The organism is Albidovulum aestuarii, from assembly GCF_029961185.1.
GTDB classification, from domain to species: Bacteria; Pseudomonadota; Alphaproteobacteria; order Rhodobacterales; family Rhodobacteraceae; genus Albidovulum; species Albidovulum aestuarii.
This window is the reverse complement of sequence record NZ_JASBQQ010000010.1, coordinates 89,913-114,441: the sequence shown is the minus strand read 5'-3', so window position 1 is coordinate 114,441 and position 24,529 is coordinate 89,913. Positions and strand designations below refer to the sequence as shown.

The 24,529-nt window shown below is 64.2% G+C and carries 18 protein-coding genes and 1 tRNA gene; 8 read left to right on the top strand and 11 right to left on the bottom strand.

Annotated features, from left to right (window positions below; translation table 11 throughout):
- Window positions 1-32: 32 nt before the first annotated feature.
- From QKW60_RS18885 to QKW60_RS18870, 4 genes are read right to left on the bottom strand one after another with little or no spacing between them, the layout of a single operon-like run.
- Window positions 33-929 (bottom strand): esterase-like activity of phytase family protein, encoded by an 897-nt coding sequence (locus QKW60_RS18885; protein WP_282371012.1) that lies wholly within the window; start codon window positions 927-929, stop codon window positions 33-35.
- A complete protein-coding gene (gene mepA, locus QKW60_RS18880; RefSeq protein ID WP_282371011.1) occupies window positions 902-1,798 on the bottom strand; it encodes a penicillin-insensitive murein endopeptidase in 897 nt (298 codons plus the stop codon). Before mepA ends, QKW60_RS18885 begins: the two co-directional genes overlap by 28 nt.
- Window positions 1,795-3,168: an MFS transporter gene (locus tag QKW60_RS18875; RefSeq protein WP_282371010.1), complete on the bottom strand. Its 1,374-nt coding sequence runs from the start codon at window positions 3,166-3,168 to the stop codon at window positions 1,795-1,797. Before QKW60_RS18875 ends, mepA begins: the two co-directional genes overlap by 4 nt.
- A gap of 59 nt (window positions 3,169-3,227) precedes the next feature.
- On the bottom strand, window positions 3,228-3,758 hold the full coding sequence (locus QKW60_RS18870; protein WP_282371008.1) for an acyl-CoA thioesterase: 531 nt from the start codon (window positions 3,756-3,758) through the stop codon (window positions 3,228-3,230).
- 139 nt (window positions 3,759-3,897) lie between these two features.
- Here QKW60_RS18870 and QKW60_RS18865 point away from each other — a divergent pair, with 139 nt between their 5' ends.
- The gene (locus QKW60_RS18865; protein ID WP_282371006.1) at window positions 3,898-4,191 is read left to right on the top strand and encodes a YggT family protein; all 294 of its coding nucleotides are present in this window, start codon (window positions 3,898-3,900) and stop codon (window positions 4,189-4,191) included.
- Window positions 4,192-4,254: 63 nt separating this feature from the next.
- A complete protein-coding gene (gene recQ / locus QKW60_RS18860) occupies window positions 4,255-6,300 on the top strand; it encodes a DNA helicase RecQ (protein ID WP_282371004.1) in 2,046 nt (681 codons plus the stop codon).
- A 44-nt stretch (window positions 6,301-6,344) separates the two neighbouring features.
- On the opposite strand, the gene QKW60_RS18855 is transcribed toward recQ, so the two are convergent.
- A complete protein-coding gene (locus QKW60_RS18855; protein WP_282371001.1) occupies window positions 6,345-8,588 on the bottom strand; it encodes a response regulator in 2,244 nt (747 codons plus the stop codon).
- A gap of 164 nt (window positions 8,589-8,752) precedes the next feature.
- Between QKW60_RS18855 and QKW60_RS18850 the strand changes: the two genes are divergently transcribed.
- On the top strand, window positions 8,753-14,191 hold the full coding sequence (locus QKW60_RS18850) for an alpha-2-macroglobulin family protein (RefSeq protein ID WP_282370999.1): 5,439 nt from the start codon (window positions 8,753-8,755) through the stop codon (window positions 14,189-14,191).
- Window positions 14,188-16,221: a penicillin-binding protein 1C gene (pbpC, locus tag QKW60_RS18845; protein WP_282370997.1), complete on the top strand. Its 2,034-nt coding sequence runs from the start codon at window positions 14,188-14,190 to the stop codon at window positions 16,219-16,221. The genes QKW60_RS18850 and pbpC overlap by 4 nt, the downstream gene beginning before the upstream one ends.
- A 96-nt stretch (window positions 16,222-16,317) precedes the next feature.
- Here pbpC and QKW60_RS18840 read toward each other — a convergent pair whose 3' ends face one another.
- From QKW60_RS18840 to QKW60_RS18825, 4 genes are all read right to left on the bottom strand, one after another.
- Complete coding sequence (locus QKW60_RS18840; protein WP_282370995.1) at window positions 16,318-17,496, bottom strand: acetyl-CoA C-acyltransferase family protein; 1,179 nt, start codon at window positions 17,494-17,496, stop codon at window positions 16,318-16,320.
- Between the two features lie 29 nt (window positions 17,497-17,525).
- A complete protein-coding gene (locus tag QKW60_RS18835) occupies window positions 17,526-18,362 on the bottom strand; it encodes a metallophosphoesterase (RefSeq protein WP_282370993.1) in 837 nt (278 codons plus the stop codon).
- Window positions 18,363-18,408: 46 nt separating this feature from the next.
- Complete coding sequence (locus QKW60_RS18830; protein WP_282370991.1) at window positions 18,409-19,152, bottom strand: metallophosphoesterase; 744 nt, start codon at window positions 19,150-19,152, stop codon at window positions 18,409-18,411.
- Window positions 19,153-19,218: 66 nt separating this feature from the next.
- Complete coding sequence (locus QKW60_RS18825) at window positions 19,219-19,827, bottom strand: dimethylsulfonioproprionate lyase family protein (protein ID WP_282370989.1); 609 nt, start codon at window positions 19,825-19,827, stop codon at window positions 19,219-19,221.
- A 198-nt stretch (window positions 19,828-20,025) separates the two neighbouring features.
- On the opposite strand from QKW60_RS18825, the gene QKW60_RS18820 reads away from it, so the two are divergent.
- The 4 genes from QKW60_RS18820 to QKW60_RS18805 all read left to right on the top strand — a co-directional run bounded on the left by QKW60_RS18820 (window position 20,026) and on the right by QKW60_RS18805 (window position 23,282).
- Window positions 20,026-21,771: a DNA polymerase III subunit gamma/tau gene (locus tag QKW60_RS18820; RefSeq protein WP_282370987.1), complete on the top strand. Its 1,746-nt coding sequence runs from the start codon at window positions 20,026-20,028 to the stop codon at window positions 21,769-21,771.
- Between the two features lie 10 nt (window positions 21,772-21,781).
- On the top strand, window positions 21,782-22,135 hold the full coding sequence (locus QKW60_RS18815; protein ID WP_282370986.1) for a YbaB/EbfC family nucleoid-associated protein: 354 nt from the start codon (window positions 21,782-21,784) through the stop codon (window positions 22,133-22,135).
- Window positions 22,136-22,142: 7 nt separating this feature from the next.
- Window positions 22,143-22,742 carry a recombination mediator RecR gene (gene recR / locus QKW60_RS18810; protein WP_282370985.1) on the top strand — a complete coding sequence of 200 codons (600 nt, stop codon included), beginning with the start codon at window positions 22,143-22,145 and terminating at the stop codon, window positions 22,740-22,742.
- Window positions 22,743-22,889: 147 nt separating this feature from the next.
- Complete coding sequence (locus QKW60_RS18805) at window positions 22,890-23,282, top strand: carboxymuconolactone decarboxylase family protein (protein WP_282370984.1); 393 nt, start codon at window positions 22,890-22,892, stop codon at window positions 23,280-23,282.
- Between the two features lie 77 nt (window positions 23,283-23,359).
- Here the strand turns inward: QKW60_RS18805 and QKW60_RS18800 are convergent.
- Window positions 23,360-23,436: transfer RNA gene (locus QKW60_RS18800), tRNA-Met, on the bottom strand.
- Between the two features lie 62 nt (window positions 23,437-23,498).
- Entirely contained in the window at window positions 23,499-24,509 is a 1,011-nt protein-coding gene (locus QKW60_RS18795; RefSeq protein WP_282370982.1) for an NAD-dependent epimerase/dehydratase family protein, read from the bottom strand.
- Between the last annotated feature and the right edge of the window lie 20 nt (window positions 24,510-24,529).

Sequence of the window (24,529 nt, the reverse complement as noted above, 5' to 3'; positions counted from 1 at the left end):
GGCGTTTAAGCCCTTGTCCGGGGGCGGTCAAGTCATTCGGCGACGCGGTAGTCCACGATCTCGGTCCGCTGCACCGGCAGGAAGTTGTCATCCGAGACCATCGTCAGTCGGATCGCTCCCTCTGCGTCGCGCCAGACGGCGAGCCCTTCAAGGTTGTCGTGAGCACCCGCGCGGGTCTCGAATAACACCTCGTCGGCAGTGACGTCGTCGTCGTCCAGTGTGATACGCCGCACCCGGTTCATGAAGCCGATCAACGGCCAAAAGTCGCGTTCCAGCACGTAGAGCCGCCCGTCGGGCCCGAAATCGGCGCCCACCGGCAGCCAGTCACCATCCCGGTGCAGCGTGAAGGGAATGTCGATCGTCTCACCGCGAAGCCGGTAGACCGAAATCAGTGCGGTCGGTCGACGCTCTTCCTCCGGAAGGGCATAAAGATCGCCGTTCGCATTGATCGCAAGCGCCTCCAGCCCCTTGTTCAGCGGAAACCGGTTCAGCAGCATGCGCGGCGGTGTTTCCCGCACCCATGTCCTGCCGCCATCCCGGTACTCGACGATCCGGTCCTCGGTTTCGTAGGAGACATAGATCGTGCCGTCGCCGCCGATTGCCAGTCCTTCGGCATCGTCCATCGGGTCTGCCAGAGGCGCGCCGGCCCGAGAAGGCAGCGGCGTGGCCGAACCTGCGGATACCGCATTGACCTGTCCCTTTTCGCCACGACTCAGAACGCCTGAATAGATCGCCGCAGTGTCGGAGATGGCAAAAAAAAGCACACCGCCATCGGTCAGATCGAACCCGGAGAAACCTCCGAAATGCGGGTCATCGGCCAGTTGCCAGATAAAAGTTCCGACATAAGTCGCACGCGGCGGCGCCGATGCACCTCCCGCTACGATCAGCGTCGCGGTCAGGATTACTGCGAGGCGAGAACGGCTGAGCATTGCTTGGGCAGATCGGCCATTGTGAACTCACGCGCGCCTTTCTTGCGCGGCCCCTTCTTCTTTGACGGCTTCGGCGGGTTTCTGAGCTGCTCCAGATAGTCCGTCACCCACCAGGTCAGGGTCTCGTCGCAGCCGGTTCCGCCATTGGACAGGTCCGAAACCGTCGGTGTCTGGGTCTGACAAAGGCCCGAGCCTTTCGGGCATTTAAGCCGCACGTGGAAATGCGTGTTGTGGCCGTAGAGCGGGCGGATCTTCTGAAGCCAGGACTTGTCCGACCGCTTGGCGGTCTTGCACATCTCGACTTTCACCGCGGCCGCGACAAAGATCCGGTCGACGCGCGGGTCCGAGGCGGCGGCCTTCAGGAGTGCATGATGGGTGCGTGTCCAGTTGCCATTGACGCGGGTCTGATCCTCGGTCCGCACGGAAATGGAGCTGATGCTCTCCCGCTCGCCCCGGCTAAGGTTCAGGCGTTTCGGCGGCAGCATCCAGATGTCGGCGTCGAGCCCGATCTGGTGACTGGAATGGCCCGATGTCATCGGCCCGCCGCGCGGCTGGCTCATATCGCCGACATAAAGCCCGGCCCATCCCATCTGTCGGGCCGTAACCGACAGGTCCATGACATATTGCACAAGTTCTGGATGGCCCCAGTTGCGGTTCCGGGAAAGCCGCATCGCCTGCCAGGTCGGCCCGGTTTCCGGCAGTTCCACGAACCCCGCGCCGCAGCCCTTGGCATAGGTGCCGATCGCATGCGGCTTTTGCGTCGAGGCGGCGCGCTTGGCGCCGAACAACTGGTTCGCCAGCGGATCGGCCAGAGCCGGGCCGCCGGCAGCGAGTGAAAAAGCCAGAAAAGCCGCGAGTATCCGCCTCATGCCATTCCTCTGTCGCCATCGGGTTTCACCCAGACTAGCAAGACAAGGCCGATAAGAAAAAGACCGATAAGCGGAGTAATGCCCAATTGCTGGCTGCCGGTCATCGTCGACATGATCGCGATCAGCCCCGGCGCAAGGAATGACGTCGCCTTTCCTGAAAGCGCGAAGAGGCCAAAGGCCTCGGCGGCGCGGTCGGGCGTCGTATGGCGCACCATCAATGTCCGGCTGGCAGCCTGAATCGTCCCGCCTGCCGCACCGATCAGGCCGCCGCAGACATAGAAGATCACGTCGGGCAGGGCGGAGTTCGCGGCGATAGCGATGCCGACGATGCTTTCCCGGTTCATCCCTGCAACGATGCAGCATACGGCAATCAGCACGAGGATCGAGGCCTTGATCACCGGCTTCGGCCCGAACCTCTGGTCGGCGTAGCCGCCGAGCCAGCTTGCCAGAGCCGCCGTGACCCCGCCCAGAATTCCGAAAATGCCGATCTGGGTGATCGACCAGTTAAGCACACCAGACGCATAGACCCCGCCAAAGCCGAACAACCCGTTCAGCGCGTCGCGGTAGAACATCGAGGACCCGAGATAGGCGGCCAGGCTTCTGCGCCCGGTCAGGCCCCGTATCGACTGCCAGAGCCCCGTCAATGCCGCGCCCGCGCGCTGCACCATCCCTGCGGGGCGCTTTGGTTCACGCACCCAGAGGAAGAACGGGATCATGAAGACGATGAACCAGATCGCCGAGAACGGCCCGACAAAGCGGGTGCCCTCCAGCGTTGACGGATCAAGCCCGAAAGCCGGTGCCAAGCCGATCAGCGTGCGCCCGGTGTCGCCATTCTCGGCAAAAAACAGAAGCATGATGATCAGCGCGATCAGCCCGCCGAGATAACCGAAAGCAAAGCCGCTGCCCGAGACCGAGCCGAGCTTTTCATCCTCGACCAGCGAGGGCATGAGCGCATTGGTGAAGGTCGTGGCAAACTCCATCGCGATGAAGCCGATGCCGAAGAAAAAGACCGCCTGCGCCAGCATCGGTGCCTCGGGCGTCAGTTGCCAGACGCCAAGGGCACCGACGACATAGAGGAGCGAGAAGAACCAGATCCAGACCATCCGCCGCCCCGACCCGTCGGCAATGGCCCCAAGGATCGGCGACAGAATGGCGATCGCAATCCCGCAGATTGACAGGCCAAAGCCCCAATAGGCCTGCGCCTCGGCCTTGGCGACGGATTCCGTCAGTCCCGCGGCCATGAACTCCGCCGTCGCGACCTTGGCGAAATAGGGGCCGAAGATGAAGGTAAGCAGCAGGGTGTTGTAAGGCTGGCTTGCCCAGTCGAAGAACCACCAGCCCCAGATGCGCTTGCGTGCCGATACGGTCATTTTCCTGCCCTCGCCTGTTGGCGGCGATCAAGCCCGAAAAGCCGCCCGCGCGCAAGCACTCAGCGAAGCGGCGGCCAGGGGCGTTCGGCATCCGCCGCGATCCAGCCCCGAACCCATCCAGGCAAATCGGGGCTCGTCGCCTCCAGACCAAGCGCTTCAAGCACCTCGGCCGGCGGCACAATCCCTTGCGGCGAGGTCACGGCAGAACGCAATAGCATATGGCTCGTGCATTCGCCTTTCCGCCACATGCTCTGTTCCATGTAGATGAACCGCGCGTCCCAGCCGATGCAGCGGCTGAGAATCTCCACCCGGTCGAACATCCGCACCCGGCGGCGATAGCGCACGGTATTGCCCGCCACCGTGATCGCCCAGCGTTTCTGCCGCAGTACCCGGCCAAGGCCGGTGCGCACCGCGAGGGGTATGCGCCCCAGATCGAACAGGGTCAGCGTGCGGCCGTTGTTCAGTTCGGCCCAGAGGTCGAGGTCCCAGGGCCAGCAGATGTGATGCGAGACATGGGTGTCGGTCAGGCCAAGCGGCGTGGCCCGGCTTGAGGTCCAGATTTCCTTGGTCATGCGGAGGAAAGGATACATCGGGCTCCTCGCGGGAATTGGCGCGCCGCTGGCCTGCCGCAGGCTGACCGCGCCGTCAATCAGTCACGTTGCGTAAGATGTTGCGCCGGGTCGTCCCGGCCATTACTTCTGGCCGGACCGAGATATGCCGGAGCACCTGATGCAGTCGTTGTACCAAATCCTGATGTTGATCCTACAAATCGTCTGGGTCGTCATGATCGCGCATATCGTCATGTCGTGGTTGATCAGCTTTCAGGTGCTCAATCTGCGCCAACCGCTGGTTTCGCAGATCTGGTACGGGCTGAACCGGCTTCTCGAACCGATCTATGCCCCGATCCGCCGATTCCTGCCCCATACGCCGGGGCTCGACCTCGCGCCGCTGGTCGCCTTTATCGGCCTGATCGCCATCCGTATCGTTCTGACCAACAACGCCGGCTTCTTCTACGGCTACTGAGCCTTGCCCCTACCGGGGGCATGTGAAAAGCTCCGGTCATCGAGCCAACAAGAACGCGAGCCCATGACCCGCGCCGAGGATTTTCTCGCCTCCATATTCGGATTTTCGGCTTTCCGACCCGGACAGGCCGAGATCGTCGCCGCCGTCGCGGACGGGCGAAATACGCTTGCCATCATGCCCACGGGCGGCGGTAAGTCGCTCTGCTTTCAGCTTCCGGCCCTGATGCGCGATGGCGTGACGGTGGTGATTTCACCGCTGATCGCACTGATGCGCGACCAGGTTCGCGCGCTGCGCGAAGCGGGGGTGGAAGCTGGGGCGCTGACCTCGGGCAATACCGAGGAGGAAACCGAAGAGGTTTTTCAGGCGCTGGATGAGGGGCGGCTGCGTCTGCTTTACATGGCGCCAGAGCGGCTCGCCTCGGGCGGCACGCTGACGCTGCTAAGACGGATCGGCACCAGCCTGATCGCGGTGGACGAGGCGCATTGCGTCAGCCAATGGGGTCACGATTTCCGCCCCGACTATCTGCGCATCGGCGAATTGCGCCGCGCGCTGAACGTGCCCTTGGCTGCCTTCACCGCAACGGCGGATGAGGAGACACGGGCCGAGATCGTGACCCGCCTGTTCGACGGGCACGCGCCAGAAACCTTCCTGCGCGGCTTCGACCGACCGAACATCCATCTGGCTTTCGAGGTCAAGGACCAGCCCCGCCGCCAGATCCTGACCTTCGCCGCGACGCGCAAGGGACAGTCGGGCATCGTCTACTGCGGCACGCGGGCCAAGACTGAGACGCTGGCGCAGGCCTTGTGCGAAGCTGGGCACATCGCATGCGCTTATCACGCCGGTCTCGACCCCGATACAAGGCGCGAGGTCGAGGGCAGGTTCCAGCGCGAGGACGGGCTGATCGTCGTGGCCACCGTCGCTTTCGGCATGGGCATCGACAAACCCGATATCCGCTGGGTCGCCCATGCAGACCTGCCGAAATCGATTGAGGCCTATTATCAAGAGATTGGCCGCGCCGGACGCGACGGAGCGCCAGCCGAGACGCTGACGCTTTACGGTCCCGACGATATCCGCTTTCGCCGCACGCAGATTGACGAGGGGCTGGCGCCCGCTGACCGCAAATCCGCCGATCATGCACGCCTGAACGCTCTGCTGGGTCTGGCCGAGGCGACCTGCTGCCGCCGTCGTCGCCTGCTGTCCTATTTTGGCGAAACCGCAGAGCCCTGCGGCAATTGCGACCTCTGCGACACCGCGCCGGACCTGTTCGACGGCACGGAAGCGGTGAGGAAGGCGCTGTCAGCGATCCTTCGAACCGGGGAAAGTTTTGGTGCCGGGCATCTGATCGACATCCTGACCGGCAGTGTCACCGACAAGGTCCGCCAGCGTCGGCACGATGAACTGCCGACCTTCGGCGTGGGCCGAGACCTGCCCAAGGTGCAGTGGCAGGCGATATTCCGGCAGATGATGGGATACGACCTGATCCGCCCCGATCCCGAACGCCACGGCGCCTTTCGCATGACCGATGCGGCGCGGCCAATCCTGAAGGGTGAAGCCTCGATCACGCTGCGCCGCGATACAATCCGCAAGGCGGTGGGAAAGCCTGTGGTGAAGACACTGGTTTCGGAAGAAGATGCGCCACTTCTCTCGGCGCTCAAGGCCAAGCGCCGGGCACTGTCCGAGGCCGCGCGTATGCCCGCGTACATGATTTTTCCCGACCGCACCTTGATCGAAATGGCCGAAACCCGGCCCACAACACTGGACCAGATGGCGCGGGTCAGCGGGGTCGGTGCGAAAAAACTGGAAAGCTACGGTCAGGCGTTTCTTGAGGTGATCACTGGCGCCGGAGAGGAGATGCACCCAACCCGCCGCAAGCTGGCCGGCCGTGCTGAGGGTGAACTGTTCGACCTCCTGATGCTGGCACAAGCCGAATTGTCGCGCGGATCCGATGGAATCGACAAATACCTGAGCTGCACGCATTCGACGCTGAAGAAAATCGCGGAAGCCCGACCGAGGACCCTCGCTGAACTGGGGCGCATCCAGGGTATGGGTGAGCAGAAGGCCGAACGGTTTGGCGCGGCGTTTCTGGGCATTCTCACGACGGAAGGCTGAAAGGGCGGGAAGGCAGTCGGGTTTGTTCCCACCTCACGTCAGGGTCACACCGTGTGTCGTGTATCACCCGCTGCGGGCCTCGTGCCTAGCGGTGGACGCGCCTCGACCGGACATAGTTCTCCGATTTTGTCTGCAATCGCTGCTTTCTTGAGTGGCTTGGTCAGATAGTGGTCAATCCCGGCAGCGAGAATGGACTCGCTATCACCATCCATGGCATGGGCAGTAAGTGCGACGACGGGTGTGCGGACCAATCCGCGCTCGACTTCAATGGCCCGGATCGTACGGCTGGCCTCACGTCCATCCATTTCGGGCATTGAAATATCCATGAAAACCACATCTGGTCGGAAGCTGCGCCACTGCTCCACCGCCTCGCGTCCGTCATTCGCGAATTGCAGGTCGATGTCGAAATCCGCCACCATCTTGCGGAAAACGAGCTGATTGGTGCGATTGTCTTCGGCCGCCAGCACACGCATCTGGCGTTTCTCTCCCAAAGTTGGGGGCGGTGCGGCGGGATCAAGTGGCAGGAACGCCTCCTTTGGGCCGGGATAGGACAGGTCCTGAAGTACCCGGAACAGCTCGGATCGCAGGATCGGTTTTTGCAGGACAGCTGCCATGTCGCTGGTTCCGCCCTCCGCCGCATCGGGATCCGACGACAGGAGCAGGATCGGCGATACGATCCCGGCCGTGCGAAGCCGGGCCGCCAATTCCGGCCCCTCCAGCTCCGGCATGTCGTGATCGGTCAGGATCACGTCGAACGCGTCGCCACCCGCCACCGCCTGCAGCGCCTCGGCCCCGCTGCGGCACATCGTGACCTCCAGCCCGTAGGTCTGAAGCTGGCGTTCAAGGATCACCCGGTTGATCTGCACATCATCGACAATTAGCGCACGTTTTAAAAGGATCGGACGATCGGGCTTGTCAATGACCTGTACCGGCTCGGCCGGGGCGAAGGTCACCCGAAAGCCAAAGCACGATCCCTGACCGGGTTCGCTGTCGACCCAGATCGTGCCGCCCATCAGTTCCACCAGTTGACGGGTGATAGCCAAACCCAGCCCGGTCCCTTCGAACTTGCGGTTCGACTGCTCCTCGACCTGATTGAACTCGCCGAAGATGTGGTCAATGTAGTCCGGCGGGATGCCGATTCCGGTATCTTCGATCGTGATATGCAGGTCGAACCGGCGGTCAGGCAATTCCAGCCCGACGACACGCGCCAGCACATGCCCTTCGGACGTGAATTTGACCGCATTGCCCAAAAGGTTCGTCAGTATCTGCCGCATGCGCCCCGGATCGCCGACATAACGGGTCGGCAGGAAGAGGTCGAAATCGACCAGCAGCTTGATCCCCTTGTCCCGGGCCGAGGGTTGCAGCAGCAGCACCACCTCGTGCAGGCAGCGTTCCAGATCGAAGGGTTCGGGATAGAGCTTCAGCTTTTCCGCCTCGATCTTTGAGTAATCGAGTACGTCGTTGATGATCGTCAGAAGCGCCTCGCCCGATGACTTGATCGTCTCGGCAAAAAGCCTTTGCTCCTCGTTCAGATCAGTGTCGATGAGCAGTTCGGCCATGCCCACGACACCATTCATCGGCGTGCGGATTTCGTGGCTCATATTGGCGAGAAAGGCCGACTTCGCGCGGTTCGCGGACTCGGCCCTCGCCCTCGCTTCCTCCAGTTCCGCCTCGCGGTCCACCGCCTCGGTGATGTCGAGCGCCATGGAAACCATGTCACCCTCGGATCCATGCCGGTCAATGAAACGGATATAGCGGCCGTCTGTCAGCCGCACCGTCTTCGGCGGGATTTCGGCCCGGGTGATCCGTTCAGTCATTTCGTGACGCCAGTCGTGTATGTCGCTGTTATCCAGATCGACGATCCCGGCCTCGGCCAGTGTTGCAATCATCACGTCGTAGTGGATGCCGGTTTGGATATCCGTCCGACCATCGAAGAGCGCAAACCACGCCCCGTTCGCCGCCACAAGCCGCATCTCGGTGTCAAAGACCGCGAACCCGTCCTGAATGGTCTCAACCGCTTCCCACAGGCGCCGTTCGGCGATCTCGGCCGCGTCGGTGGCGCGGCGCAGGTCGCACATGACCTGGCTGTTCTGCCCCTTGAGCGATTCGGCTTCGCAGCGGGCCTGTTCCAGTCCATGACGCTGTTCGACAATCTGGTCCGACAAATGACGCGCATGAAGCGACAGTTGTGAATTGGCCGCGAACAGCTCGCGCTTTTTCTGTTCCAGCAGGCGTTCGGCCGCAAGGCGCGCGCGCCGTTCCTTGGCGAGTTTCTCGGCTATGCTCACATCCTGTCTCCGGCCCGTCCGCGCTGGATGATGCCCACGCGTTTTCGACAATCGCGGAAGGGGGTGAAGGAACGCTTAAATGCCGTGACTTTCCGAAGCGCCTGACTTGCGAATCCTGCCCCCGCCTGCCAGCATCAGAGCATTGACCGGAAATGGAGATTTCGATGCGCGCCCTTGTGACAGCGGCCCTCGCGGCTAGTCTTCTGGTGGCTGGTGAAGCGCCGGCGCAGGATCTGATCCCCGATCGCCGCGCGGTTCTGGTCGAGAATATGGATTTTCCGGGCGGTGATCTGCGCGCGCTTTATGACATTGGCTTTGATGCGTGCCACGCGGCTTGCCTTTCCGACAACGCCTGCACGGCATTCACCTATAACCGCCGCGCCTCTTCCTGCTTCGCGAAATCCGGTGCCGGGGAACCGGTGCCTTATGACGGCGCGATCTCGGGCCACATTCTGGAAGCCGCGCCCGGAGCCGCAGAGCGCGCTCAGGTCCGGGCGGCGGAGCTTGGCTTTCTGTCACCGGACGACCTTCAGGCGGCCTACGATCAGGCGCGCGATCTTGCCGCCGAACATGTGTCAGGTGGTGCGACTGCCGCAGATTTGCTCGCCGCAGCCGATACCGCCCGCCGGAACGGCAATACGAAAGCCGCGGCAAACCGGCTGGGCGCCGCGCTGAACATCACCGATGCCGCAGATCAATGGGCGGATTATGCCGACCTGCAACTGGACCTGCGCGACTATGCGAATGACAAGGTCCGGCAGAACCCGCGCAAATCGGCCTCTGCCGCGATCAATGCCTATCTTCGGACCGACAATACGGGCCTGAGGGTCACGGCCTTGGTGACCCTGGCCCGCGCGATGGAGAAGATGAAACGGGGTCGCGACATGATTCCGGCCCTGCGACTGGCGCAAAGTGTCCAGCCACGTGATGACACGGCGGCGATGCTAGACGACGCCATCGGCAAATACGGGTTCCGCATTTCCGAAACGCAGGTCGAGGCGGACGGCGCCAGCCCACGGATATGTGCCTTCTTCAACGAAGACCTCGTCCGGTCCGGCACCGACTACGCCCCCTTTGTGAAACTGCCCGAAGCGGGCCTGTCAGTGGAGGTATCGGGACGCCAGATCTGTGTCGTCGGCTTTACCCATGGCACAAGGGCAACGCTGACTTTCCGCGAAGGGCTGCCCGCCGGTTCGGGTGAGGTTCTGGCCAGGGATATCCAGATCACCCAATACATCCGCGACCGCTCGCCTGCGGTCCGCTTCCCCGGCCGCGCCTATGTCCTGCCGCGCGTGGGGGCGAAGGGCATCCCGGTCGAGACGGTGAATGCCGATACGCTCGACCTCACGCTTCTGCGCCTTTCCGACCGCAACCTGATCCGCGCGATTCAGGGCGGCATGTTCGGCCGCCCGCTCGACTATTGGTCGGCCGAGAACCTGAAATCCGAGGTGGCCGAAGAAGTGTGGCAGGGGACTGGCGAGGTCACGTCAGAGGTCAACCGCGACATGACCACGCTGCTGCCGCTTGACGGGATCATGTCCGACCTCGGCCCCGGCATCTATGCGCTTCAGGCCGCCATTCCGGGCAAGGACCCCTATGACAATCCCGCCGCGACGCAGTGGTTCGTGATCTCCGACCTTGGGCTGACGGCGATGGAAGGCGTGGACGGGCTGCATGTCTTTGTCCGCGCCCTGTCAGACACTTCCGCCAACGAGGGCGTGACCGCCACGCTGCTGTCGCGCGCCAATGCGGTAATCGGGACGGTGACCACGGATGCCGGGGGGTATGCCCGGTTCGATGCCGGGCTGACCGCGGGAACGGGCGGGGCCGCGCCGGCCTTGGTGATGGTCGAGAAGGGCGAGGATATGGCCTTTCTGCCTCTGACCGAGGCCGAGTTTGACCTTTCAGACCGCGGCGTCGCGGGGCGTGAGGCGGCCCCGCCTATCGACGTCTTCCTCTCGACCGACCGGGGCGCCTACCGCGCGGGCGAAACCGTGAACGCCACCATCCTTGCCCGCGACCAGAAGGTCGACGCGCTGGCCGGGCTGCCGATGACCGCGCGGCTGATCCGCCCCGACGGGGTCGAATATTCACGCGCGCTTCTCGACCACGCAGGCGCGGGCGGTTTCGTCGGCAATCTGCCGCTTGCCGGAAGCGCACCGCATGGGACATGGCGCATCGAGGGCTTTGTCGAAGAGGGCAAGCTGCTCGCCTCACAGAGCTTCCTTGTCGAGGATTTCCTGCCCGAACGCATCGACTTTGACCTGACCCTGCCCGAAGGTGCCCTGCGCCTGACCGACCAGCCGCCGCTGACGGTCGCGGCGCGCTACCTCTTTGGCGCGCCGGGGGCGGAACTGGATGTCGAGGGTGATCTGCGGATCACGGCGTTGACCGCGCTCGACGCCTTCCCCGGCTATATCTTTGACCGCTACGATGAGCCGTTCTCGCCCCATCGCGACGCCTTGGAGGACGCGCCACAGACCGATGCCGATGGAAGCGCAGTCCTCTCGGTCAGCTTCCCCGATCTGGGCGAGGCCGCGAACCGGCCCTTGGAGGCCAGCATCGCCGTGCGGGTCAAGGAAGGGTCCGGCCGTCCGGTCGAACGCAGCATCGCCCGGCGCATCCTGCCTGATGACCCGGTCATCGGCATCAAACCCTTGTTTGAGGATGGCACAGTGCCGCAGGGGGCCGAGGCCGGTTTCAACCTGATCGCGGTCGGGCCGGATGAAGAACCGGCCACCCGCAATGTCACCTGGACGATCAACCGGATCGAACGGAACTATCAGTGGTATTCGCTCTACGGCAACTGGGACTGGGAGGTGACGACAACCCGCTCCCGCGTGGCAAGCGGCGAGGCGCGACTGACGCCCGAAGGGCCGGTGGGCATTTCCGCCCCGGTCGACTGGGGCAATTACGAACTGGTGGTGGAGGCGGCGGAGGGCGCCCATACCGCCTCATCTGTCGAATTCTACGCAGGCTGGTACGTCCCCGCCGATGCTGCGGAAACGCCTGATACGCTGACCGTCGCACTCGACAAAGACGCCTATCGGCCGGGTGACACGGCGCGGCTCAGGATCGAACCGCGCAGCGACGGCGTGGCGCTGGTCACGGTCCTGTCGAACCGTCTGGTCGACATGAAGGCCGTCCCGGTGACGGCGGGTGAGAACGTGATCGAACTGCCGGTCACCGATGATTGGGGCGCGGGGGCCTATGTCACCGCCTCGGTGATCCGGCCCCTGAACGATGATGCCGGCCGGGCGCCGACGCGGGCGCTGGGCCTCTCCTACGCGCCGGTCGATCCCGGCGCACGCAGGCTATCCGCCGCCTTCGAGGTCGCGGCGGAAGCCGATCCGCGCGGGCCATTGCCCGTCGCGCTGAAGGTCGATGCGCCCGAAGGGGCGGAGGTCTTCGCCACCATCGCCGCAATCGATCTCGGCATCCTCAATCTGACCGGTTTCCAATCCCCCGACCCCGAGGGTCACTATTTCGGCCAGCAGAAACTCGGCGTTGGCATTCGCGATCTTTACGGGCGGCTGATCGACGGTCAGACCGGTGCCATGGGCGCTGTCCGCTCCGGCGGCGATGCGGCGGCGGGCATGAAGATGCAATCGCCGCCCCCGACCGAGGAACTGGTCGCCTATTTCGCGGGGCCCCTGACCATCGGCGCCGATGGCTACGCGCGCACGGAATTCGACCTGCCGAGCTTCAACGGCACCGTCCGGCTGATGGCCGTGGTCTGGTCCGACAAGGCGGTCGGGCAGGCGGAAAGTGATGTGCTGGTGCGCGACCCGGTGGTCGTCACCGCCTCGGTCCCCCGCTTCCTCGCACCCGGCGATCAGGCGCGGATGCTGCTGGAAATCGTCCATGCCGCCGGTCCTGCCGGGCGCATGGGGCTTGATGTGACGGCCTCCGGTCTGAGCCTTGGCAATGCGCCATCGGGTCTCGATCTGGCCGAAAAGGGCAAGACCGCGATCACCGTCCCGGTCACGGCAGGCGGGGCTGAGGGTCTGGGCATGATCCGGGTCGCGCTGACGACTCCCGACGGCAAGCAACTGGTCAAGGACCTGACCATCCCGGTTCAGGCCAACGATCCCGAAACCGCGCGCCAGACCCGTTTCGATCTGGCCGCCGGTCAAAGTTTCACGCTGGATCAGAATGTCTTCGCCGACCTCCTGCCCGGTTCCGGCCGCGCCACTCTGGCCGCCGGACCGATTGCCCGCTTCGATGCGCCGGGGCTTCTGGCCTCGCTCGACCGCTATCCCTATGGCTGCACCGAGCAACTGACCTCCAAGGCGCTGCCGCTCATATACTTCGAACAGGTCGCCTCGGCCGTGGGCAGCGCACCGGCGAGCGACATCCGCAAGCGGGTGGAGGAGAGCATCGCGGAGATCCTGATCAACCAGTCCTCCAACGGCTCGTTCGGGCTCTGGTATCCCGATAGCGGTGACCTCTGGCTTGACGCCTTTGTCACCGACTTCCTGAGCCGGGCGAAGGGGCAGGGTTATGCTGTGCCCGACACCGCCTTCCGCAATGCGCTCGACAACCTGCGCAACCAACTCAACTACGCCCCCGATTTCGACGAGGGCGGCGGGGCCTATGCCTATGCGCTGATGGTGCTGGCGCGCGAAGGGGCGGCGGCGATGGGCGATCTGCGCTACTATGCCGATGTCAAATCCGGGGCCTTCGATACGCCGATCGCCTCGGCCCAGCTTGGGGCAGCACTTGCCTCCTATGGCGATCAGCGGCGCGCCGACCAAATGTTCACGCAGGCCGCCGAACAGCTCAACCGGCGCGGCTTCAACGAAAACCGGATCTGGCGGGCCGACTATGGCACCAACCTTCGCGACGCGACCGCCCTGCTGACGCTCGCGGCCGAGGCCGGATCGCAGGCCGTGAATGCCGATACGCTTGGCAACACCGTTGCATCCGTCATGGCGGGGCAACGGCTGTCCACGCAGGAAGCGAGCTGGGCGCTTCTGGCCACCAATGCGCTGATTGACCGGGCGGGGGCAGAGGGCTTCACCGTCAATGGCGCTGCTGTTGACGGTCCGATGGTCCGGGTGCTGGACGCCGATACGGCGATCCCGCAGGTGATCACCAACACCACGGCCCGCGACGCAACCGTCACGCTGACCACCTTCGGTGTGCCGACAGAACCCGAACCGGCGGGCGGCAAGGGCTATGCAATCGCGCGCAGCTACTACACGCTCGATGGCGAACCGGCCGACATCGCGACGCTCAAACAAGGCACCCGCCTTGTCGCGGTGATCGAGGTCACGCCGCATGACGGCAGCGAGGCGCGGCTGATGGTCAACGATCCATTGCCCGCCGGGTTCGAGATCGACAACCCCTCGCTTCTGCGCGCGGGCGATATCGCGGCGCTCGACTGGCTGGAGACGGCGGATACGCGGATGACCGAGTTCCGGCAGGAACGGTTCCTTGCCGCCGTTGACTGGGGATCGGACCGGCCCTTCCGGCTGGCCTATATCCTGCGCGCCATCACTCCCGGCACGTTCCGCCACCCGGCGGCGAGCGTCGAGGATATGTACCGACCCGATTACCGGGCACGGACGGCGGTCGGGCAGGTTGCGGTGACGGAGTGAAACGCCACGCGGCCTTCCTGCTGGCCGGTCTTCTTTTTACGACCGGGCTGGCACGGGACGCGGTTGATCAATGGATCGACCGTACCGACCTGCCACTCCTGACCGTCGAGACCGGGACCGAGGTTGTCGCCCGCGACGGCACGCTTCTGCGCGCCTTTACCGTGGCCGACGGCCGCTGGCGGCTCGATCCCGGCCCGGTCGATCCGGGTTTTGTTGCCATGCTGATCGCCTATGAGGACAAAAGGTTCTACGACCATCCCGGTGTCGATCCCATTGCGATGCTGCGGGCGGGCCTGCAGGCCGCGTGGAATGGCCGCGTGGTTTCGGGCGGCTCGACCCTGACCATGCAGGTGGCGCGGCTGCTGGAGGAAAGCGGCACCGGCAGGCTGGAGGGCAAGCTGCGCCAGATCCGTGTTGCGCTGGCACTGGAACGGCGGCTGACCAAGGAGGACATCCTTGGCCTCTATCTTCGCCTCGCACCCTATGGCGGTAACCTCGAAGGCATCCGCGCGGCCACACTCTCATATTTCGGCAAGGAACCGCGCCGCCTGACCCCCGCCGAGGCAGCTCTGCTGGTAGCCCTGCCTCAATCGCCCGAAACACGCCGCCCCGACCGCTACCGGAACGCGGCTTCCGAGGCCCGCACCCGTGTCCTCGACCGGATGGTCGCCGACGGTGCGATTGGACCAGACCGCCGGGCCGCCGCTTTGACCGAACCCGTGCCAGACATCCGCCTGACATTCCCTGCACTTGCGCCACATCTCGCCGAACGCCTCAGGCGTGAGATGCCAAAAACCCACCGCATCGAAACCACGATCGACGCCCGCTTGCAACAAAGCCTTGAGGCGCTGGCCGCCCGCAGCGCCCGCTCCTCGTTCGCGCGTGCTTCGCTCGCGCTTCTCGTCGCCGATCATCGCACGGGCGAGATCCTCGCCTCCGTCGGCTCGCCGGACTGGACGAACGACAAACGGGCGGGCTTCATCGACATGACCCGTGCGGTGCGGTCCCCCGGCTCAACCCTGAAACCCTTTGTCTATGCGCTGGCCTTCGACGAAGGCCTCGCCCATCCCGAAACCCTGATCGAGGACCGACCCATCGCCTTCGGCACCTATGCCCCGCAGAATTTCGACCGGCAGTTCCGGGGCACGATCACCGCGCGCGAGGCGCTGCAATTGTCACTGAACATCCCCGTGGTTAGCCTGACCGAGGCGATCGGTCCGACCCGGCTTCTTAGCGCCTTGTGCCAGTCAGGCGGGCATCCGGACCTGCCCGGCGGGCAGCCCGGCCTTGCCGTCGCGCTCGGCGGCGTGGGGATTACTCTCGAAGACCTCGTTCAGGCCTATGCCGCGCTTGCTCGGCTCGGCGAGCCGATCCGGCTTCGTACAATTTCTGATGCGCCCGAAGCGACAGGCCAGCGCCTCTTTGGGCCCGAAGCAGCCTGGCTCACCTCCGATATTCTCGCCGGGCTCCCCCCGCCCGCGGGCGCGCCCGCCCACCGGATCGCCTACAAGACCGGCACAAGCTATGGCCACCGCGACGCCTGGGCTCTGGGTTTCGACGGGGCGCATGTGGCGGGCGTCTGGATGGGTCGGGCCGATGGTGCCTCGGTCCCCGGCGCCTTCGGCGGCGACCTGGCGGCTCCGATCCTCTTCGACGCCTTCGCAAGGTTGAAGCCCGCGACCGATCCGCTGCCCGCGCCGCCGCCCGCGACACTGATCCTGCCCACCGCCCGGCTGCCGCAACCGCTGCAACAGTTCCGCCCGCGGGGGGCCGCGTTCGCAACCGCCGCCGACGCCCCCGAAATCGCCTTCCCGCCCGACGGCGCCGAAGTGGAAGCCGGTCCGGCGCTCGCGCTCAAGGTCCGGGGCGGCACGCCGCCCTTCACCTGGCTCGCCAATGGCGCACCGCTGATCCTCGCCGACCGCGCCCGCGAAACCGCGCTGCGCGATCCCGGACAGGGCTACCTCAGCCTCTCGGTCATCGACGCGAACGGAAAAAGCGCCACCTCCACGGTGACGCTTCGTCCCTGATCTTTTTTCAGTGCGAAAACTCCCCACCGGAGGCAGGCCTCGCGAACCGCGCGGCCCCGGCGAGTGGGGGCTCGATGCCCCCAGAGACGGCGCCCGTCAGACCCGCTCGATGGCCAGCGCGATGCCCTGACCGCCCCCGATACACATGGTGATCAGCGCCTTCTTGCCGCCGATGCGCTCCAGTTCGTACATCGCCTTGATGGTGATAATCGCGCCTGTCGCACCGATCGGATGGCCAAGCGCCACCGCGCCGCCATTGGGGTTCACCTTGGCCGGATCGAAGCCGAGCCCCTTCGTAACCGCCAGAGCCTGCGCCGCGAAGGCTTCGTTCGATTCGATCACGTCGAAATCACCGACCGACAGGCCGGTGCGCTTTAGAAGGGCCTCGACTGCCGGAACCGGGCCGATCCCCATAACTTCCGGCCGCACCCCGGCATGGGCATAACCCAGAACCCGGGCGCGGGGTTTCAAACCCGCCTTTGCCGCCGCATCGGCACGGGCGAGCACAACCGCGCCCGCGCCATCATTGATGCCGCTCGCATTGCCTGCCGTCACCGTGCCGTCCTTCTTGAACACGGTTTTCAACCCGCCAAGCGCTTCGAGGCTCGTGGCCTTCGGATGCTCGTCGGTGTCGAAAACCACGGTGCCCTTGCGCGAGGCGATCTCCACCGGCGCGATCTGATCCTTGAACCGGCCTTCAGCGATCGCCTTCGCGGCCCGCTCCTGGCTTTCCATTGCGAAGGCGTCTTGTGCCTCCCGGCTGATGTCGTGCTCCGCCGCGACGTTCTCCGCCGTCACGCCCATATGGCCGGTTCCGAACGGGCAGGTCAGCGCCCCGGTCATCATGTCCAGCGCCTTGGTGTCGCCCATCTTCTGGCCCCAGCGGGCGGCCTGCAACGCGTAAGGAGAGCGGCTCATGTTCTCTGCCCCGCCGGCAAGGGCGAAATCGGCGTCACCCAGGGCCAGCGATTGCACGCAAGAGACGATGGCCTGCACGCCCGACCCGCAGAGCCGGTTCACGTTCATCGCGGGCGTGCCGTTCGGCACACCGGCCTGCATCGCAGCAACGCGGCTCAGATACATGTCGCGCGGTTCGGTATTGATGACATGACCAAAGGCGACATGGCTGATCTTTTCACCCTCGACCCCGGCGCGCTCCAGGGCCGCCTTGGCAGCCACGGTGGCGATGTCGATGGGGGCCATGCCCGCCAGACTTCCTCCAAAGGTCCCGATCGCCGTGCGTGCGCCGGAAAGAATCACGATGTCGTCGTTCATGTCAGCCCTCCATGGATGTTGGGTGGATGTTAGATGCCGCGGCGCAGCATGACTAGTGTGATTTCGGGCGGCTGTAAAATCCGCAAGGGAAGACCGGAATACCCGATCCCGCCCGACACGATCAGATGCCGATCGCCCTCCTGGATATGACCATAGGCATAACGCCCGCCATAGCGCGACGGTGTCATTGGCCGCCAGCCGAAGAGGTTTGCCTGCCCGCCATGAGTGTGGCCGGAGATCTGAAGAAATGCGCGAGCATCACCTTCGGCGAAATAGTCAGGTTCATGCGCCATCAGGATTGCGGCCGCACCCTCGGGTACATCGGCAAATGCGGCCTCGGGATCATGAAACCCCGGCAGGTGCAGGTGTTTACGGGCGCCCTGGCTGTCCATCCCAGCCAGCCAGAAGCTGCCGCTGCCATGGGCGATTTCGCAAGACCGGTTGGCCAGATGGCTGATCGGGCTCGTCTCAAGCGCCTGGGCCACCGAGTTGCGGGCAAAACGGCTTTGCCGCGCCAGCCTGCAATCCCACCAGTCATGGTTTCCCAGAACCGCGAAGACCCCGAGCGGGGCGGAAAGCGACGCAAGCTCTGCAACAATCTGTTCCGCCTCGACAAAGCGCGCGGGCAGCTTCCTGTCGACGATGAAATCGCCCGGCAGAAGGATAAGGTCTGCTCCGAGTCCATTTACCTGACTGACCATACGCCGAAGTGCGGCAAGCGATGTCCACGGATCGCAGACATGCAGATCGGCAAAGATCGCCATGGTCAGATCCGGCAACGTCCAGCGCGGATCGGTGATGACATGGCGGACAACGCGCGGATGACTGTAGGCCGTGATCGGCGCGAAGAGCTTTCGCGGCTTCACAGAAACCGACCCTGGTCGGTTCTGGGGGGATTGTAATGCCTCGGAGTCATGCCGTGTTGGGGCGGATCGCTTCCCGTCCGAACCCATCGAGCAGCCAGACTTTGCCATCCTCAACCACCACCGTCGACAGGGCATGGCCATAACCTGCTCCGCTGTCGATGTTCAGACGGTTGCCGTAGTGGGTGACGGCATCGACCGGCGTATGGCCATGAACGACCAGGTGCCCATGATCGCCACGAAAATCATGAAAATCGCGCCGGATCCACAGAAGATCGTCCTCGCTCTGCGCAGCAAGCGGAACACCCGGCCGGATACCGGCATGAACGAAAAGCACTCCTCCCCGGGCAAAGGACGTCGGCAGACCCCGCAGAAAGGTCATATGCGCCTCGGGCACCTTCGAAGACGCCTCTTCGTGCAGGTCGTGCAGCAGACGTTCGCCTGCCCGCTCGACCCCGTAGGAGGCCAGCGTCGTTTCGCCGCCAAGACGGGGGTGAATCCAGTGCAGCTCTGCCCTGAGGCCGGGGTCGTGGCTGTCGGGATCGGCCATGAAGCCAGTGAACATCCGGTCGTGATTGCCCTTGAGCGTGACCCACGGCTTCCCGGCCTCATGCCCCCGCATCAGATAGTGGACAACGCCCCGGCTGTTGGGTCCGCGATCAACAAGATCGCCAATATGCACCACGGGCGCGTCCGCGTCGCCAACCCGCGCCCGGTCCTCGGCAATCCACCGATGCGCCTCTTCCAGCTTGTCGAGATGGCCATGAATGTCGCCGATCGCGTAGGTACGCATGTCTGTCCGTCCGAGGAGTACGGGCGGACCCTATCGCGGTGCCCGAGTGGGGGCAATGCGCCCCGGTCAGGCAACCTGCACTTCGGGATCGGGCAGAAAGGCATAGGAATGGGTGTTCACATCGCCCGACCAGCGCCAGAGCGCCAGAACCCCCTCGGGACCGGTGCGGAAGGCATGCGGCATCAGGCTTGGGTGGTGGATCATGTCGCCCGGACGACGGATGCGGCGATCCTCTCCGGCGGTCCAGAACGCTTCACCGGCTAGGATCACATAGGTCTCGTCGGCATCATGATTGTGCAGCGCATAGTAGCTGTTCGGGCTTTGGTAGAAGAGGCCAAGGCGGAGGTCCGGCGCCGGGATCGGCCCTTCCGGCCCCATGAGAGTGGTCACAGCGCAGATCGCGGCGGCGTCGTCGCTCATCCGGTCGGCCACGGGATTTGTGCCCCAGGGGATCAGGTGCTGTGCGGCAAGGATGGCCTTTGCGGCCGGAAGCTCCGCGGTCGCAAGCAGGTCACGCATCAGGGCGTCGAGTGCACAGGGCTCCTGAAGCGCGAAGGCCTCGGGCGCGGGTGTTGTCGTCAGGGCATGCGCCGTCCGCTCTGCCGCATCCCGTCCTTCGACGCGGTAGATATCGGCAAGCGCAGTCAGGAGTGCGTCAAAAACCGGCGGGTGCATATCGCGGACCTTTCAGCCAAGACTTTCGGCCAGTCTTGTGCCGTTTTTTCAGCGGAGACTGATCCAATCGCGACGAAAACCCGGTCGTTAATGTGCGATTGGGGCAATCCGCGTTCGATCCGGGTCGCGTCAGCCTTCGGGTGGACGGCAGCCACGCACCCGCCTAGTCTTCACCCGATACGAATCCCGGGAAGACCGATGAGTGAAGAGACAGGGACCCGCTACCAGGTCCTCGCCCGTAAATACCGCCCTGAAACCTTCGCCGACCTGGTCGGCCAGGAGGCGATGGTTCGTACGCTGAAGAACGCCTTCGCCGCTGATCGGATCGCGCAGGCCTTCATCATGACCGGCATCCGGGGGACGGGTAAAACCACGACCGCCCGGATCATCGCAAAGGGCATGAACTGCGTCGGGCCGGACGGTGCAGGCGGGCCTACCACCGATCCCTGCGGCAAGTGCGAGCATTGCGTGGCGATCATGGAGGGCCGCCATGTCGATGTGATGGAGATGGACGCGGCCAGCCGCACCGGCGTCGGCGATATCCGCGAGATTATCGAAAGCGTCCATTACCGGGCCGCCTCGGCGCGCTACAAGATCTACATCATCGACGAGGTCCACATGCTGTCGACAAGCGCGTTCAACGCGCTTCTGAAGACGCTTGAGGAACCCCCCGCCCATGTGAAGTTCATCTTCGCCACGACCGAGATCCGCAAGGTGCCGGTCACGGTCCTGTCACGCTGCCAGCGCTTCGACCTGCGCCGGATCGAGCCCGAAGTGATGATCGCACTTCTGAAAAAGATCGCGACGGCTGAGAAGGCCGAGATCACCGACGATGCGCTGGCGCTGATCACCCGCGCGGCCGAGGGTTCCGCCCGCGACGCGACCTCGCTTCTCGATCAGGCAATCAGCCATGGCGCAGGGGAAACCACCGCCGATCAGGTCCGCGCCATGCTGGGACTCGCTGATCGTGGTCGGGTGCTCGACCTTTTCGATCTGATCCTCAAGGGCGATGCAGCTGGGGCTTTGAACGAAATCGGCGGGCAGTACAGCGACGGCGCCGACCCGATGGCGGTCCTGCGCGATCTGGCAGAGATCACCCATTGGGTTTCTGTCATCAAGATCACGCCCGAGGCCGCCGACGACCCGACTGTTCCGCCCGAAGAACGCGCGCGCGGGCTTCAAATGGCCGACGCCTTGCCGATGCGGGTGCTGACACGCATGTGGCAGATGCTGCTGAAGGCGCTGGAAGAGGTCGCGGCCGCCCCGAACGCCATGATGGCGGCCGAAATGGCGGTCATCCGCATGACCCATGTCGCCGACCTGCCCGACCCTGAACAACTCATGCGCCGCATGGTCGAAGGCCCCGGTCCTTCCGCCCCCTCACCGACCGGACGTGGCCCCACGCCCGGTGGCGGGGTGACCTATGCCGCGCCGCGCGCGCAGGTGACGGCCAGCCCAACCGGCAACGGCACGGCCACCGCGCTCGCCCGCGATCCGGAAGTGGCGCTCTCCCGTTACGCGAGCTTCCCCGCCGTAGTCGAACTTATCCGCGCCAACCGCGATGTGAAGCTGCTTCTGGAGGTGGAAAGCCATATCCGCCTTGTTCACTACGCTCCGGGCCGGATCGAGTTTGAACCGACCGCCGATGCGCCGCGCGATCTTGCGGCCACGCTCGCCCAGCGCCTGCAAAGCTGGACCGGCGTGCGCTGGGGTGTCTCGGTGGTGTCCGAAGGCGGTGCAAAGACCATCGTCGAGGCGCGGAACGCCCGCGAAGACGCGGCCCGCGAGAAGGCAAAGGAAAATCCCTTGGTGCAGGCGGTTTTCGCGGCCTTCCCCAAGGCCCATATCACCGCTATCAGAACCCCGGACGAGGTTCAGGCCGAAGCCCAGGCAGAAGCGCTGCCCGAGGTCGAGGACGAATGGGACCCGTTCGAGGAAGGTTAAGGAGAGAAAGATGCTTAAAGGTTTGGGTGGGCTTGGTGGCCTTGGCGATATGTCCAAGATGATGAAAGCCGCGCAGGAGATGCAGGGCAAGATGGCCGAGCTTCAGGAGGGCCTCAATAACATCAACGTCGTCGGCGAAAGCGGTGCAGGACTGGTCACTGCAACCTGCTCGGCCAAGGGTGAGTTGAAGGCGTTGGATATCAACCCATCGATCTTTGATCCGACCCAGAAGGAAGTTGTCGAAGACCTGATCGTCGCGGCGATCAAGGACGCGCAGAAGAAGGCCACCGACCGCAGCCAGGACGAGATGAAGCGGCTTTATGAGAGCCTCGGCCTGCCCGCCGACATGAAACTGCCGTTCTGAGGCACCCTTGTCCGACGCGACCCGCGATATCGAGGCGCTGATCGAGCTGATGGCCCGGCTGCCGGGCCTCGGCCCCCGCTCGGCGCGGCGGGCGGTGCTGCACCTGATCAAGAAGCGCGGAAAGGTTATGGCACCGCTGGCGCAGGTCATGGCCGAGGTGGCCGCCACCGCGCGGGAATGCGCGACCTGCGGCAATATCGGCACGGCCGATATCTGCGACATCTGCCGCGATGATCGCCGCGCGACGGGTGAGATCTGCGTGGTGGAGGATGTGGCCGATCTCTGGGCCATGGAACGGGGACAGGCGTTCAAGGGGCGGTACCACGTGCTTGGCGGTACCCTTTCGGCACTTGATGCCGTGGGTCCCGAAGAACTCGGCATCCCGAAACTCCTGACCCGAATCCGCGACACTGACGTCACCGAGGTCATCCTCGCGCTGAATGCCACCGTCGACGGGCAGACCACGGCCCACTACATCGCCGAGATGCTGGAAGGCAGCGGTGTCGCGGTCACGTCGCTCGCTCAAGGCGTGCCGATTGGCGGTGAACTCGATTACCTCGACGACGGTACGATTCAGGCCGCGCTCCGGGCCCGCAAGAAGGTCTGACAACGAAAGCCGCATCTGCAACGCAAGAATGGGTGCGAGGTTGGTTTCGTCGGTCCCACATGCGAACGGATGACGGGCAAATGCCAACCCCCGTGGCGCTCCGGACATTTCCCGCTAATGTCACCTTTGAACTGACCGGAGAGAACGATGAGCACATTCGATGAAGACCTGTTCCTGAAGGGGCTGGAGCAGCGCAAGGCGACACTCGGCGCTGAATACGTTGAGAAAAATCTTGCCGCCGCCGACGATTTCACGCGCCCGTTTCAGGAGGCGATGACCGCCTGGTGCTGGGGCTTCGGCTGGGGCGACGATGTCATCCCCGCAAAGACCCGGTCGATGATGAACCTGGCGATGATCGGCGCCCTCGGCAAGATGCACGAATGGGAGATTCATTGCCGTGGCGCAATCAACAACGGCGTCACTCAGGACGAGATCCGCGCGATCATCCATGTCGTCGGCATCTATTGTGGCGTGCCACAGGCGCTGGAATGTTTCCGGGTGGCGCGGAAGGTACTGGAAGACGGCAAAAGCCCAACCTGATCTTTAGGTGGGTGTAAGCCCGCCTTAACCGACAATGTTACCTGCCGTTTGTGCCGAGTTTTCGCATGGAGGAAATGTGGTGGCGAGGGGGAGACTTGAACTCCCGACCCCACGATTATGAGTCGTGTGCTCTAACCAGCTGAGCTACCTCGCCACACCGGCGGTGTAGCTATGCCAGCCCCCGCCGCCCGTCAAGGGAGAATCTCCCCCAAAGGATCAAAGACGATAATAGTCGCGGTACCAGTCGACGAAGCTTTGCATGCCGGTGCGGATATCCGTTTGGGGCCGGTAACCGGTCAGGCGGCGCAGGAGCGAATTGTCGGCCCAGGTTGCGCGCACATCGCCCTTCTGCATCTCCATCAGATTGCGCTTCGCGACCTTGCCCGTTGCCGCTTCGATCGCCGTGATGAAATCGCCAAGTGCGACCTTCTCGCCATTGCCGATATTGACGACCCGCCAGGGTGCGACCGGCGAAAGGCTGTCGCCCGTCTCTATCGCCTCGGCGGATGACGGCCGTTCCGGCACGGCGTCCATCAACAGCCGGACCCCGCGTACAAGGTCGGTCACATAGGTAAAATCGCGGAACATCTCGCCGTGGCCGTAGACATCGATGGGTTCGCCGGCGAGGATCGCCTTGGTGAACTTGAAAGGCGCCATGTCCGGGCGCCCCCACGGGCCATAGACCGTGAAGAAACGGAAACAGGTCGTGGGCAGGTTGTAAAGATGCGCCCAGGAATGGCTCAGCGCCTCAGTCGCTTTCTTGGTCGCGGCATAGAGCGAGACCTGCGTGTCGACCTTGTCAGTCTCGCGGTATGGCATCTCGGTATTGGCGCCGAAAACCGATGAGGTGGAAGCAAGCAGCAGGTGTTTGACCCCCAGATCGCGCGACGCCTCCATCACGTTGAACGTGCCCTCGATATTCGAAGACAGGTAACTGCGCGGCGCTTCCAGGCTGTAGCGGACGCCTGCCTGCGCCGCGAGATGGACGACAATATCCGGTTTGAAGGCGGCCATGTCGGCGGCAAGGGTGGGGCTGTCCTCCAGCATACATTCGGTGAAGCCGAAACCCGGTTTCTGGTTAAGAACCGCAAGGCGGCCCCGCTTCAGATTGACGTCGTAATAATCGGTCATCCCGTCCATGCCGTGGACTCGGATGCCTTCGTCAAGGAGAAGGTCGGCAAGGTGGAAGCCGATAAAGCCGGCGACCCCGGTGATATAGACGCGCATCCTCAGCTCCCTTTCCGGAC